This is a genomic window from Streptococcus sp. HMSC062B01, from assembly GCF_001811085.1.
In the GTDB taxonomy this organism is placed as follows: Bacteria; Bacillota; Bacilli; order Lactobacillales; family Streptococcaceae; genus Streptococcus; species Streptococcus gordonii.
On record NZ_KZ672806.1, the window covers coordinates 149850 to 163797 of the forward strand.

Below are 13948 nucleotides of genomic sequence, written 5' to 3' on the forward strand. Positions count from 1 at the left end.
TCCTTAATTAAGTTAGTCATTTAATCTTTCTGCTCAGGAAATACAAGGTTGAAAAAATTCCCTCATAAAGCAAAGCAAAAAGAATAAAAGCGTGCATGAAAAATTCTTCAGGTAGAATCCAAATGACTGGATCCTTGGCAGGATCAAACAACCAGGTGCTATCACCAACAAAAAGAACTTGATGAAAGAGCGTAAAAAAATTGTTAAAACCAATCATGAAGATCAGTCCTGTTAGAACAAGTGGCAAAAGACTAATCATTAGAAAAGCCCGTCTGTAGAGACCTAAAAATCCCTTTTTGACTACTTTTTTGATAAAGAAAAACAAAGCAGGCAGAGTTATTAGAAAAATAGCTTGCGCCAAGTGAAAAAGATATTTGACTGCCTGAAAATGATACAGACCAGCTGCCGACGAACGGAAATCCGGCATCGCCAATTTTTGACTAAAAGGATTGGTCAGGTAATTCATCAAAATATTAAAATTATACTGAATGGTCTCTGATTTTAAATATACTTTATCTGGCAGGTTGAAATAAGAAATCTCTATTGGGTATAAGAGCCAAGCCAGATAAATGGTTAACATGATAGCTGTTGCCATCAAGCACAAGACGCTGGCTGAAAATCTTACCTTATCACGCATCGAAGTCCCACTCCGCTAGGCTAGACAAGACATGTGTCGGTTGGATCGGCAGATTTGGTACCTCTTCAGGCAGGGTAAATCCTGTTGTAACTAAGAGGGTCGGAATGCCGTTATCGATTCCCGCTCGAATATCTGTCAGATAGTTATCACCCACCATGACCACTTCTTCACGCGCCAGTCCCAGATGCTCTATGGCTTTTTCCATAATGATAGCATTAGGCTTGCCGATAAAGGTTGGCTCAACCCGAGTGGCAGCTTCCAAGAGAGCATTGATAGCACCCGCTCCCGGCTGCAGACCTCGTTCAGTCGGAATATTGAGATCTGGATTGGTCCCGATAAAGTGAGCACCCTTTTGAATGGCTAAAGTTGCTATTGTTAGCTTCTCATAGTCCACTTCCCAATCCAACCCCACTACTACATAGTCAGGATTTTCTGTATCTTCTATATAGCCAGCTTCTTCAATGGCATGTTTAAGCCCGACATCTCCGATAACATAGACTTTCTTGCCCAGATTTTTCTCCTGCATGTAATCAATAGTAGCTAAAGTTGCTGTGTAAATGGTATCAAGTGGCGTCTCAATGTTAAAATTCTCAGCTAACATGGTTTGAACCATTTCTGGCGTGCGTGTAGTATTATTGGTCACAAAAAGATAGGGAATACCGCGTTTCTGCAACTCATGCACAAAAGCTTCGCCAGCCGGAATTCTGCTCTTGCCCTTATAAATCGTCCCGTCTAAATCAATCAAATATCCTTTATAAGTCATTTCTACTCTTCCTCATTCTCTTGTTTAAACTCCTGCCATGTCACCAAAGCCTGGGCATTGACCTCGCCGTCACTGGAAATCTGGTGATTACTTTGTAGACCCTCTAGGTCATAGCTAGAAGCAATCATACCACCCGGTCGAACTTCCTTGACATACTTGAGATTGATTTTCTTAGGAATATACTTCATAAGGAAGTCCGCTCCCATAACCTCAAAGATCCAGTCCAGATACTTGCTATTATTGACATGCCCATTCATATCCAAGTCGTAAAAGCGCACATGGTAGTCCTTGCTGACAGGATTCTCCAAAGCTGGATACTTGGGACCGCGCAGTAATTTCTTGGAAAAATCAGACTGATAAGGAGCAACAATCTCTGGCTCAACTGCGTGAACCTTGCGGCTATCTCGATCCATAAGGACAAAGGTCGCCATCATCTGGATAATGGCCTCACCTGCTTCACCAAAAATCGTAAAGCGACGGTAGCAAAAGAGCCGGTTGTAGCTCAGGGCTTCAGTCTCGATGGTAATTTCCTCTGCAAATCGTGGCAGACGTGTTACATCGATATCGTAATCCGTGATAATCCAAACTAGGTTATACTGATCCAGCATATCCTTGTCACTGACGCCAAGCTCGATTGACTGCATCCCCGATACCTGCAAGGACAGCAGGATGACATCTGGAAGCTTGATATGGCCATTCATATCTGCCATATCAAAAGGAATTTTCATTTTCATTTGATAAGTTAAGCCCATGATTTACTCCAATATAAATTTCTCAGCAACCGTATCTCCCAAAAAGAGACCTTTCTTGGTCATACGAACGATGTCTCTGTCAGGCACTAGCAAGCCCTGCTCAGTCAGTTCAGCCACAACAGCTCCGTACTGATCTTCAAAGGAGAGACCGAATTTTTCCTCAAAGCGCTTTTTAGATACCCCCGACTTCTTACGCAGTCCGAGAAACATCTCTTCTTCCATCTTTTCATTCAGTGTCAGCACTTCTTCCTGCACACGGGGATTGCCCGCTTCCACCGCCTGCAGATAATGACGAATTGGCCCGTGGTTTTTATAGCGAACACCATCGACATAGCCAGACGCTCCCGCTCCAATACCATAATATTCCGCATTGTCCCAGTACATGAGGTTGTGGCGGCTCTCAAAGCCTGGTTTGGAAAAATTAGAAATCTCATAATGATCAAAACCAGCCTTTTCCAGCTCAGATATAATGTAGTCAAACATCTCCGCTTCCAAGTCTTCCTTGGGCAGAGGCAACTTCCCACGCCGCATCCGATTCATAAAAACCGTATGATTTTCCAGAATCAAGCTGTACAAACTCATGTGGGGAATGTCCAAGGCAATAGCCTTGGCAACATTGATTTTCACATCTTCCATAGTCTGCTTGGGCAGGGCATAAATCAAATCGATCGAGATATTGTCAAAACCAGCTTTTTTGAGATTGACAATATTCTCATAGATGTCCCTTTCCGAGTGACTGCGGCCAATCTGCTTGAGCATGCGGTCATTGAAGGTCTGTACGCCCAACGAAACCCGATTGACAGGCGAGTCTTTAAGTACAGCAATCTTCTCCTGATCCAAGTCCCCAGGATTGGCTTCAATAGTCAGCTCTTCTAGATAAGACAAGTCAAGCTTATCCGTCAGCCTTTCCAGTAAAAAAGCCAATTGAGGAGCAGATAGAGCGGTCGGAGTTCCGCCACCGATATAGAGGGTACGGAGCTTTTTGATGTCGTAAGAATCATACTCCTCAATCAAATGCTCCAGATAACTATCTACTGGCTGATTTTTGATAAAAACCTTGGAAAAATCGCAGTAATAACAAATCTGAGTACAAAAAGGAATGTGTACATAAGCAGAGGTTGGTTTGGTTTGCATAGTACTTATTATACCATATATTATAGACAGTCAAGTGAGAAAGTTATCTTATATTTGGTATTAGAAAAGTAGCAAACAAATAGCTTGCTACTTTTCTTATTACGATGTGAATTTCTTGTTAGCTAAGATATTTCTTTAACTTTACGTATTTATCCGCCAGCTGGCGGCTGTTTTTCTTTCTTGGATAAATTTGCTGTAGATACCTTGTTTGGCCAGTAAGTCTTGGTGTTTGCCTTGCTCGACAATACGGCCTTGATCCAGCACCAAAATCTGATCTGCATGCTCAACCGTCTTGAGTCGGTGGGCAATCATGATAATGGTCTTATCACGAGTCAGAGCCTGAATAGCCTGCATGAGGGCTTCTTCGTTTTCTGGGTCAACATTGGCTGTTGCTTCATCCAGAATGATAATAGGTGCATCCTTGATAATAGCCCGAGCGATGGAAATGCGCTGGCGCTCACCTCCAGAAAGACTAGCACCTCCTTCACCTATCTTGGTATCATAGCCATCAGGCAGTGAGAGGATAAAGTCATGACAGGCCGCTTTCTTGGCAGCCTCTATCACTTCTTCCTGACTGGCCTCCGGCTTGCCAAAACGAATGTTATTGGCAATGGTATCCTCAAAGAGATAGACACTTTGGAAGACAAAGCTGAAATTACGAATCAGGCTGTCATAGCTGTAATCCCTGACATCATGCCCGTCCAGACTGATACTTCCCTGATCCACATCCCAGAAGCGGGCGATGAGGTTGCAGAGCGTTGTTTTGCCTGATCCAGATGGTCCGACCAGAGCAGTTGTTGTTTTTTCAGGAATGGTGAGGGAAACCTGGTCAATGATTTTCTTATTCCCATAAGAGAAGCTAACGTCTCTCAGCTCAATCCGACTGCTCTTAGGCTCAATATCCTGACCACTAATGTCCATCGGCTGGATAGCCAAGACTTGATTGACCATATCAACCGACAAATCAACAATACGCAGGAGAGAAGAGAAAGACCCAACGCCGTCTAGATTTTCATAAATCATAAAACCACTGACAATCATCATAATGGTTACCAGCAGCTCCATACTGCCATTGAGATAAAAGTAGATCGAGAAAAGCCCCATAAAGAGACCGGTCAGCTTGGTCACCATGCCCTGGAGGGCAATGTAAGGTGAGGTCACGAGTGTCATTTTGGTATCTAGCTGACTTTTGCCTTCAATAGCCTTGGACAGCTTCTTGGCAGAACGGTTGACCAGATTGTAGTTCTTAACCTCAGCAATCCCTTGGCTGTACTCCAAAACAACAGCTACCAGGTCCATATCCGCCTGATACTTGTCATCAGAAACCTTGCCAACTTGCCAACGCATGAGAGTATTTGGTAGGAGAAAGAGGACGAGACCCACCAAGAGAATCAGTCCAACCCGCCAGTCATAGAGAAAGACCAAAATAGTGATGAGGCCAGTCGTCAGAAATCCCTGCACAGTCATCATAACCACTCGCGTAGCTACATCAGACAACCCTTCCAGCGTATTAGTCGTAACACTGGTAATCTTGCCCAAGCTATTTTGATTAAAGTAACCCATGGGCAGATAGCGCATGTGCTCGGCAATTTCAATCCGCTTCTGAGCACAGGTATGATAGCCCGCTTCCGTCTGCAGCATGGTGATTTTCAGTGTAATCCAGACGTTTAGCACAGTGGATACCAACATGATACCCAGAGCCAGCCAGAAGGTCTGCATAGAGAGATTCTTCTCAATCAGTCCCATAACAACTAGGCCGATTGCTGGAATACGTAGAGCGATAATAAAGGACTTGATGATACCCAGATAAATAGATTGATAAAATTTCTTACGATCTTCTGCCGTACAGAAATCAAAGAATTTCTTCAGTATATTAAGCATGAGTCAGCCCTCCTTCCATCTCATCACTATCCCTAGTAGCTATATGGGCCTGCCACATGGAAGCATAAAGCGGACTTGCTGTCAGCAATTCTTCATGCCGACCTCTAGCTTCAATCCGACCATCATTGACCAGGACTATCTGGTCTGCACTCATAATCGTAGACAGCCTGTGGGCAATGACAATCAAGGTCCGTCCCTCAATCAAACGAGCTAGACTGGACTGAATCCGTGCTTCATTTTCCGGATCTGTATAAGCAGTCGCTTCATCCAAGATAAGAATCGGCGCATCCTTAAGCATGGCACGGGCGATGGCAATCCGCTGACGCTCCCCGCCAGATAGATGACCGCCGCCAGAGCCTACTTGAGTTTCAAAGCCGTTTTCTAAGTTCATGATAAAGTCATAACAGCCGCAGCGACGGGCAATTTCGATGACCTCTTCGTCAGATGCTGCTGGATTTCCCATTCGGATATTTTCCATAATAGTCTCATCAAAGAGATAGTTATCCTGGGTCACGTAAGCAATCTGCCGACTGTAATAGTCTAGCGGAAGCTGGCGAATATCCAAGCCACCATAGGTAATCTGACCAGAACTGACATCCCAGAAAGAAGCCAGAAGCTTAGCAATTGTAGACTTACCTGAGCCTGATGGCCCAACTAAAGCATTGATGCTGCCAGCCTTAATATCTAGCGAAATGTCGTGCAGTACTTCCTCTTCATCTGTATAGCCAAAGCTGACATCCGTCATGACCAGATCCCTTCCTTTTGGAAGTTCTCGCAGCTCCTGAGGCCTTTTCAAATCAGGCTTTTCCAAAATATCAATGACTTGGCCAAAAATAGTCCCGATTTTCCGTAAATCGTCCATGTAACTAGCCACTAAAATCAGTGGAGTCAGAAGACTGAGCGAAAGAATAATCATTAGAATGAAATTGCCGGCACTCAAACTGCCTTGCAGATAGAAATAACAGCCAGCCGGCAGTAGAAAGAGCAAGCCTGATGGCAGAAAAGCAGTCACAATGCCCATCTCCAGATTGAACTTGCGCATCCACTCAATAAAGCAGTCTGCTCCTTCTCTAGCAGCCGTCACAAACTTATCGTAAGAAAATTTTTCCTTGCCAAAAACCTTGATGACCTCAATCCCATTGATGTATTCCACCGCTGTATCATTGAGCTTTTTGGTCTTGACCAGAGTATTTTGATAGTCCGCTTCGCTATTGGCAGCCATCCGAACATAGGCCAGCGCCACAATGGGAATAGTTAGGAGGGACAGTAAGGTCAGCCGCCAATCGATAACCAGCATGGCAATAAGGACAATAATCGGACCAAAAATCCCAGCAGTAAACTCTGGAATCAGGTGAGCTAAGGTCGTTTCGGTCGCATCCACCCGCTCAACGATAATGTTTTTATAACTGCCTGATGACTGACTAAGCACTGTACCTAAAGGTAGCCCAGCCAGCTTGTCTGTCAGGCGGTGCCGCATTTCCGCTAAAATCTTAAAAGTAGCCGTATGCGACAGCATGGTGGAGATACCGTGAAATCCCCAGTAGCCAATCCAGGCCATACCTGCCCAAGCCGACTGCTGCAGGTAAAAATCCCAGTTTTTATTGCCAGCCAAGAGCTGATTAATCATTCCACCAATAAAGAAATAAGGCAGAAATCCTGAAAGCACAGAGGCAAAGGCAAAGATCAGACTGAGTACAAAATATATCTTATGAAGGGAAACAAAGTCCCAGATCCAAGTAAGGACAGATTTTTTCTTCATAGAATTTCCTTCTTTCTATCAAAAACCTAGCAAACCTCCCCAGTCAAACAAGTCCATGATGGAATGGCAAAATTCCAGCGCCTGCTCTTGGGGCCAGTCTTGAGCCAAAGGCTCAAATACAGCTGTGTAATAAGCTGTCATGCACGATCGCAGAAACTCGTGTTTGACCAAATGGCTGATCTTTCCCTCTTTGTAAGCCAGCTCCAAATAGCGATAAGTCTCGTCTGCAGCCAAATGAGGCAGACGCTTCCTGAAGTCCGCTTGCGAAGATCCCTGAGATTTAAAGAGCAAGAGCTGCATAATATCCTTATGCTCATAGAGAATCCGCATCAGGGACTGGAGATCCTCTAAGCGATGTACCCACATGTCAGATAGGTGTCCCTCTTCTAGGAAAGCATAGTCACGTCGCTTCTGCTCTTGCCCATACTGATCTAAGGCTATCAGAGTAGGCTCAAGCAGGGAAGTAAAGAGACTGTCCTTACCCTCATAGCGCTTATAAAGAGCACCAGTCGTCAAGCCAGCAGCGCGACAAATTCTCCGAAGTGAAGCATCCTGATAGCCATAAGTCAAGAACTCACTCCTTGCGCTTTCCAAGATTTTTTCGTTTAACTCATCTGTTTCTTTTTTCATGATTTTAATTCGATAACACCGTTATCACCTTTCTTCTTTTATTATAAATTCTGACAATTTAACTGTCAAGGAAAAACAAAAGAGACCGAGAAATATTTTTGTCGGTCCAGTACTATTCCTTTTCCTCTTGTAAACATGACAAAAGAGGCTGAGACAAAAGTCCTAGCCTCTAAATTGTCTTTGGATTGTCGAGCAAGACGCAGTGGTTGAGTGGGCTCTACTACGCTGATTCCATCAGCTTTTACAGCCCTACTCAACTGTGCGGAGGTGGGACGACGAAATCGAATTCTAACGAATTACCGATTTCTGTCCCACTCTCTCTAGAATTTCATTTTTTATTAGGTGCATAAATCATGCCAGTACAGTCGAAATCTTCCTGTCGGCGAAAGCCGAGCTCTCTATAAAAAGCTAGATTTTTGTCTGACTGCTCCGTTGCCAGCTGGATTTGGTAAACATCCTTAAATCGTACCAGCGTCTGCTCAAGAAGACTCCGGCCAATCCCCTGACGCTGATAGTGTGGACACACCAGCAAATCCTGAATAAAGACAATGGTTAGTCCATCCCCAACCGCTCGGATCAAACCAACCAACTCTTCATCGTCATCATAGGCTGCCATTACAAACAAGGACTGATGGAAGGCTTGCTCTAACCGCCGAGGATGATTGGTGTAATTGCTCCAACTAACCGAAGCATAGAGATCTAGCACTGCTGCAAAATCTAGCTGTGGATTGCAAACATAACGGATCACACCAAACACCTCCTTCAAACTATAATTTCTCTAATCTTATAATTGTTCCAAGGCTAGCTTGAGATCTTCAATCAAGTCATCCACATTTTCCAAGCCGATAGAGAGACGGATTTGATTTGGTGTAATGCCTGCTGCCAGCTGAGCATCTGGCGACATCTGACCGTGAGTTGTCGTAGCTGGATGGACAACCAAGGACTTAGCATCTGCTACATTGGCCAAGTCAGAGAAAATCTCTAGGCTGTCAATAACCTTACGAGCTTCTTTCTCTCCGCCTTTGACATTAAAGGTGAAGATAGAGCCCACGCCTTTAGGGAAATATTTTTCTGCCAAAGCATGATATGGACTGTCAGCAAGTTTGGGATAATTGACCTGCTCGACCTTAGGATGCCCTGCTAAGAATTCCACAATCTTCTCAGCATTGGACACATGGCGCTCTACACGCAAAGAGAGAGTTTCCAACCCCTGCAGGAAGAGAAAGGCATTGAAGGGAGACATGGCTGCGCCCGTATCGCGCAAGAGCTGGGTCCGCACAGCAGTAACAAAGGCTGCTGCTCCGACATCGCGCGTATAACTGATATCATGATAGCTCGGGTCCGGGTCCACGAACTGCGGAAACTTGCCAGAAGCTTCCCAGTCAAAACGACCGCTGTCCACAATCACACCGCCAATGCTGGTTCCGTGACCACCGATAAACTTGGTCGCAGAATGGACTGCAATGTCCACTCCGTGAGAAAAGACATTGATCAGATATGGTGTAGCAAAGGTATTGTCGGAAATCAGCGGAATCTTGTGGGAATGGACCAACTCTGCCAAAGCATCAAAATCCGGGATATTAATCAGCGGATTGCCCAAGCTTTCAATCAGAACCAACTTGGTATTGTCCTGAATAGCTGCTTCTACTTCAGCTAGATTTTCAATATCGACAAAAGTCGTGGTAATGCCATAGCGAGGCAGGGTTTCCTTGAGCAGATTAAAGGTGCCACCGTAGATGGTGGAGGCTGCCACTACATGGTCGCCAGCATGGGCCAAAGCTAGAATGGTGTAGGTAACAGCCGCCATACCAGAAGCTGTTGCTAGAGCTCCGACTCCACCCTCCAAAGCCGCAATCCGCTCCTCAAAAGCAGACAATGTCGGATTGGTAATCCGAGTGTAGATATTGCCAGGCTTGCGTAGGGCAAAAAGATCTTCACCCTCCTGAGTATCGTCAAACACATAGGAAGTTGTCTGGTAAATAGGCAGAGCGCGCGACTTAGTTGTCGGGTCCACTGTCTGTCCGGCATGAAGCTGCAGGGTTTCAAATTTAAATTCACGTGTCATAAGGTCACCTCACTATAGTTATGTGATAAGTCTACCACTAAACGCCCCGCTTGACTAATAGAATTTCCTTATCAAAAGAAATAAAGAGAAGCTATATCTTATAGCTTCTCGATTATAATATCAAAAGTCGCCTGATTGCTGGGCCAGTACAACTGCGACGAAACTTTTTCTAAAGCTATCCACTGAGCTCCCACATGCTCATCAGAAATCTGGATGTCCTTCTGTTCAGTCAGAACTAGAAAGAGATTTTTATGGATGGACAGATTTTCATCAATCTTTACCGTAAAATCTCCAAGACCCGTCAGGTTTGAACAAGCTAAGAGCAAGCCGATCTCCTCTTTTATTTCCCGAAGGCAGGCTTCTTCTGTACTCTCACCGCTCTCAATCCCACCAGTAATGGGCTGCCAAAAGGAAACTGGCTCATCCTCCACTTTCAAGAGCAAGATTTCCCTATCCTCTGGATGATAGATCCAGGCTTCAATCGACTGTCTCATCATGATTTTTTCTCAATCGGTGCTATGCTGGCCAGCACTTTCTTCAGACCGACTTCTGGGAAATTAATCTTAAGCTCTTGACTGTTGCCGCTGCCAGAGACTGCCAGAACTGTCCCATCGCCCCATTTCTTATGATGGGCAATATCTCCGATAGCCCAAGTAACGCCTGGCTTAGATGGCTGGTTCTGACTGCTCTTTCCAAAAGGCAGACTGCCTGTAGAAATGGAACTTGGTGCCGCTTGACGCTTCCGCTCTTGCAGGGCCTGTGCCAGACTCATGCCCTGACCGAATTTGCTAGTATCGCTATTGGTATAACTGACCTTAAAGGAGCTGTTTGCTGGCCTAGCTAGTCCCTGATAGTCTAGCAGGTCTGAGCTGATTTCTCTCAAGAAGCGACTAGGTTGATTATAGTTGGTTTTACCATAAAGCATACGGGAATTGGCATTGGTCAGATAGAGAATCTTCTCTGCTCGGGTGATGCCAACGTAAGCTAGGCGCCGTTCCTCTTCCAACTCATCCTCATCTTCAGAAGCCCGACTTAGAGGGAAGACATTTTCCTCCATACCAATCAGAAAGACGACTGGAAATTCCAATCCCTTGGCTGCGTGGAAGGTCATCAGAGTCACTTCGGAACTCACCGTATCTCCGTCATCTGTATCTGCAATCAAGGCTAAGTCATTGAGAAAACGGCTAAGCTTATCAAGGCCAGACTCATCACTAGAATTATCTGGACTTTCATCAAAGTTCTTAGTTACAGACAGGAATTCTTCGATATTTTCAATCCGAGCTTGGCTCTCCAAGGTCGCTTGGGCTACCAAGGCTGCTGCATAACCTGTCTTTTCCAATACAGCCTCTACCAGCTCCGTCACTGTATAATCATCCAAGTGCTCCCGTAAATCCAGAAGCATATTGGCAAAATTATAGACCGCCTGAGCAGCCTTACCCTTGACTGGCGACAGCAGGATATTGGCCGATGCATCCAGTAAAGAGATTTCCTGACTGGACGCAAAATCTCGAATTTTCTCCACCGTTCCTGGTCCAACACCACGCTTAGGCTCATTGACCACGCGCTCATAGCTGATATTATCGCTAGGATTTGCGATGAGATTGAGATAAGAAATAACATCGCGGATTTCCTTACGGCTGTAGAACTTGGTTCCACCGACCATGGTATAGGGAATATTGGACTTGAGCAGGGCTTCTTCCACCGTCCGTGACTGGGCATTGGTCCGGTAAAGAACTGCAAAATCCTTATGACTGTAACCTTCTCGGCTCAGCTGATCAATAGTCCGAGCGACAAAGAGAGCTTCGTCCTGCTCGTCATTAGCCCGATAGTAGACAATTTCCTCACCGTCTTCATTTTGAGTCCAGAGATTTTTAGGACGACGGTTGCGGTTGTTTCGGATGACTTCATTAGCCGCCTGAAGAATGGTCTTAGTCGAGCGATAGTTTTCCTCAAGCAGGACTACCTTAGCTTCTGGATAATCCTTTTCAAAGTCCAGGATATTCTGCATATCGGCTCCCCGCCAGCCGTAGATAGACTGGTCAGCGTCTCCGACCACACAGATATTCTTAAAGCGGGAAGCCAAGAGCTTGACCAGCTGGTACTGGGCATGGTTGGTATCCTGATATTCATCCACATGAATGTACTGGTAACGTTGCTGATAGTAGGTCAGGACGTCAGGATTTTGATCAAAAAGCCGCAAGGTCAGCATGATTAAGTCGTCAAAGTCCATGGCCTCAGACTGGCGTAATTCCTTTTGATAGATCGTGTAACACTTAGCCACAATCTCTGTATACATATCACCAGCTAGATTCGCATAGGCTACCTCATCAATCAGGTCATTTTTAGCATTGGAAATAGTCCCCAGAATGGCACGCTCATTCCACTTTTTGGGATCTAGATTGAGATTTTTGAGAATCCGCTTCATCAGAGTCCGCTGTTCGCCCGGATCAACGATGGTGAAGTTGCGGTTGTAGCCAATATGGTCTGCTTCTCGCCGTAGGATGCGTACACACATGGAGTGGAAGGTAGCGATTAAGCAATCTTGGGCCTCCATTTTAAGTTTTTCAGCCCTTTCTCTCATCTCCCGCGCCGCCTTATTGGTAAAGGTAATGGCGAGGATATTCCAAGGATTGACCATCTTTTCATCAATCAAATAGGCGATGCGGTGGGTCAGGACACGGGTCTTACCAGAACCAGCTCCCGCCATTATCAGTAAAGGCCCTTCTGTTGTTTGAACCGCCTCAGCCTGACGGTCATTCATACCGTTTAATAAAGGATGCATTTTTCTTCCTCTTTCAAAGTCAATGTTATTATTATACCAAAAAATACCTTCAAAGGGTGTACCGAGTCAACAGAATCAAAAGATAAAAAGCAAGAAATTTACAACAATCTCCTAGCTCTTTATATACCAATGATTATTTGAAAAAAAGTCAAAAAAACGCTATAATGTACTATCTGAAAGGAGTAAGCATGAACAATCCCTCAAAAAATCTCAAACTGGCAGAGCAGGGTGCCTTGCTAGCTATTGTGACCTATATCCTTCTTTCTACTACCAAGTTGATTGCAGGCTCTATGCTACACTCTTCTAGTTTGACTGCTGATGGTTTCAATAACATTTCCGACATCGTCGCTAATATTGCAGTTCTTATTGGTCTGCGAATGGCTCGAAAACCAGCTGATATGGACCATAAGTTTGGTCACTGGAAGATTGAAGACCTGGCTAGTTTAATCACTTCCCTCATCATGTTTTTTGTTGGACTGGACGTCTTATTCGAAACCGTTCAAAAGATTATTTCCAAACAAGTCACAGCCATCGATCCTCTAGGTGCAATCGTAGGTTTTATCTCAGCCATCATCATGACTGGGGTTTATCTCTTTAATAAAAAACTTGCAAAAAGAGCCAACTCTAAAGCCCTAGAAGCAGCGGCTAAAGACAATTTATCAGATGCTATCACTTCCCTTGGTACTTCAATTGCTATTATAGCGAGCGCCTTGAACTATCCCCTAGTTGACCAGCTGGTAGCCATTATTATTACTTTCTTCATCTTAAAAACTGCTTATGATATTTTTATGGAATCCTCCTTCAGTCTTTCTGATGGATTCGATGAAAGCCTCTTGCAAGATTATAAGCAAGCCATCCTTGAAATTCCTAAAATCACACAAGTTAAGTCCCAGCGAGGCCGCACTTATGGAAGCAATATCTATCTAGATATTATTCTTGAAATGAATCCGGACCTTTCCGTCTATGAGAGTCACGAAATTGCTGATCAAGTTGAAGAGATGTTAATGGAACGCTTTGGGATTTTTGACATTGATATTCACATTGAACCCGCTCCCATACCAGAAGATGAAATACTCGATAATGTCTATAAAAAACTCCTAATGCGTGAACAACTAGTTGACCAAGGAAGTCAGTTAGACAATTTACTTTCTGAAGAATTCTTCTACATTTCCCAAGATGGCCGTCAGCTAAATAAGGCTGAATTTCAGGCTGAAAAATCCTCAGAAAAAAAGTTCAAAAATTTTGAACTGATTTCTATCAGCCACAAAACCAAGCTTATCCGTTATCAAATTGATGACGTTCTTCACACAAGCATCTGGCGACGTCACGAAAACTGGCAAAATATCTTCCACCAAGAAACCAGAAAAGGAGATTAAAGATTTCCTAAGTGACATAATCCTAGGCTTTAACTCAGATTGGTTTGAATAAGATCTAAATACCCAAAAAAGAAGAGACTTAGGCCTCTTCAATCTGTATCCCTTTTTATTTTTCTCAAATTCAGATTTTGGGATAGATTAGGAGATGATGGAACAAAATATTTTTGAA

12 protein-coding genes are annotated in these 13948 nt (G+C 44.4%); 1 reads left to right on the plus strand and 11 read right to left on the minus strand.

Features of this window, described 5'->3' with window-relative positions; genetic code table 11:
- Positions 1-16: 16 nt before the first annotated feature.
- From HMPREF2780_RS09550 to pcrA, 11 genes are all read right to left on the minus strand, one after another.
- Positions 17-637: a TIGR01906 family membrane protein gene (locus HMPREF2780_RS09550; RefSeq protein WP_061595934.1), complete on the minus strand. Its 621-nt coding sequence runs from the start codon at positions 635-637 to the stop codon at positions 17-19.
- Complete coding sequence (locus HMPREF2780_RS09555) at positions 630-1400, minus strand: TIGR01457 family HAD-type hydrolase (RefSeq protein ID WP_012000712.1); 771 nt, start codon at positions 1398-1400, stop codon at positions 630-632. Before HMPREF2780_RS09555 ends, HMPREF2780_RS09550 begins: the two co-directional genes overlap by 8 nt.
- Before the next feature lie 2 nt (positions 1401-1402).
- Positions 1403-2152, minus strand: coding sequence for an acyl-[acyl-carrier-protein] thioesterase (locus HMPREF2780_RS09560; protein WP_020992609.1), 750 nt, complete (start codon positions 2150-2152; stop codon positions 1403-1405).
- Positions 2153-2155: 3 nt separating this feature from the next.
- A complete protein-coding gene (gene hemW / locus HMPREF2780_RS09565; RefSeq protein WP_048775733.1) occupies positions 2156-3286 on the minus strand; it encodes a radical SAM family heme chaperone HemW in 1131 nt (376 codons plus the stop codon).
- 141 nt (positions 3287-3427) lie between these two features.
- Positions 3428-5167: an ABC transporter ATP-binding protein gene (locus tag HMPREF2780_RS09570; protein ID WP_061595935.1), complete on the minus strand. Its 1740-nt coding sequence runs from the start codon at positions 5165-5167 to the stop codon at positions 3428-3430.
- Entirely contained in the window at positions 5160-6926 is a 1767-nt protein-coding gene (locus tag HMPREF2780_RS09575) for an ABC transporter ATP-binding protein (RefSeq protein WP_061595936.1), read from the minus strand. Before HMPREF2780_RS09575 ends, HMPREF2780_RS09570 begins: the two co-directional genes overlap by 8 nt.
- An 18-nt stretch (positions 6927-6944) precedes the next feature.
- Positions 6945-7556 carry a TetR/AcrR family transcriptional regulator gene (locus tag HMPREF2780_RS09580; RefSeq protein ID WP_061595937.1) on the minus strand — a complete coding sequence of 204 codons (612 nt, stop codon included), beginning with the start codon at positions 7554-7556 and terminating at the stop codon, positions 6945-6947.
- A gap of 328 nt (positions 7557-7884) precedes the next feature.
- Positions 7885-8304: a GNAT family N-acetyltransferase gene (locus tag HMPREF2780_RS09585; protein WP_045635236.1), complete on the minus strand. Its 420-nt coding sequence runs from the start codon at positions 8302-8304 to the stop codon at positions 7885-7887.
- 36 nt (positions 8305-8340) lie between these two features.
- Positions 8341-9621, minus strand: coding sequence for an O-acetylhomoserine aminocarboxypropyltransferase/cysteine synthase family protein (locus HMPREF2780_RS09590; protein WP_061595938.1), 1281 nt, complete (start codon positions 9619-9621; stop codon positions 8341-8343).
- A gap of 98 nt (positions 9622-9719) precedes the next feature.
- A complete protein-coding gene (locus HMPREF2780_RS09595; protein WP_061595939.1) occupies positions 9720-10118 on the minus strand; it encodes an NUDIX domain-containing protein in 399 nt (132 codons plus the stop codon).
- Positions 10115-12403, minus strand: a complete 2289-nt coding sequence (gene pcrA / locus HMPREF2780_RS09600; RefSeq protein ID WP_061595940.1) for a DNA helicase PcrA — start codon at positions 12401-12403, stop codon at positions 10115-10117. Before pcrA ends, HMPREF2780_RS09595 begins: the two co-directional genes overlap by 4 nt.
- A gap of 188 nt (positions 12404-12591) precedes the next feature.
- On the opposite strand from pcrA, the gene HMPREF2780_RS09605 reads away from it, so the two are divergent.
- On the plus strand, positions 12592-13779 hold the full coding sequence (locus HMPREF2780_RS09605; RefSeq protein ID WP_045635232.1) for a cation diffusion facilitator family transporter: 1188 nt from the start codon (positions 12592-12594) through the stop codon (positions 13777-13779).
- The last annotated feature ends 169 nt before the right edge of the window (positions 13780-13948 follow it).

Excerpts from the sequence above, each read along its gene's own strand:
- HMPREF2780_RS09550 (WP_061595934.1), bottom strand. The coding sequence starts at position 637 with ATGCGTGATAAGGTAAGATTTTCAGCCAGCGTCTTGTGCTTGATGGCA.
- HMPREF2780_RS09555 (WP_012000712.1), bottom strand. The coding sequence starts at position 1,400 with ATGACTTATAAAGGATATTTGATTGATTTAGACGGGACGATTTATAAG.
- HMPREF2780_RS09560 (WP_020992609.1), bottom strand. The coding sequence starts at position 2,152 with ATGGGCTTAACTTATCAAATGAAAATGAAAATTCCTTTTGATATGGCA.
- hemW (WP_048775733.1), bottom strand. The coding sequence starts at position 3,286 with ATGCAAACCAAACCAACCTCTGCTTATGTACACATTCCTTTTTGTACT.
- HMPREF2780_RS09570 (WP_061595935.1), bottom strand. The coding sequence starts at position 5,167 with ATGCTTAATATACTGAAGAAATTCTTTGATTTCTGTACGGCAGAAGAT.
- HMPREF2780_RS09575 (WP_061595936.1), bottom strand. The coding sequence starts at position 6,926 with ATGAAGAAAAAATCTGTCCTTACTTGGATCTGGGACTTTGTTTCCCTT.
- HMPREF2780_RS09580 (WP_061595937.1), bottom strand. The coding sequence starts at position 7,556 with ATGAAAAAAGAAACAGATGAGTTAAACGAAAAAATCTTGGAAAGCGCA.
- HMPREF2780_RS09590 (WP_061595938.1), bottom strand. The coding sequence starts at position 9,621 with ATGACACGTGAATTTAAATTTGAAACCCTGCAGCTTCATGCCGGACAG.
- HMPREF2780_RS09595 (WP_061595939.1), bottom strand. The coding sequence starts at position 10,118 with ATGATGAGACAGTCGATTGAAGCCTGGATCTATCATCCAGAGGATAGG.
- pcrA (WP_061595940.1), bottom strand. The coding sequence starts at position 12,403 with ATGCATCCTTTATTAAACGGTATGAATGACCGTCAGGCTGAGGCGGTT.
- HMPREF2780_RS09605 (WP_045635232.1), top strand. The coding sequence starts at position 12,592 with ATGAACAATCCCTCAAAAAATCTCAAACTGGCAGAGCAGGGTGCCTTG.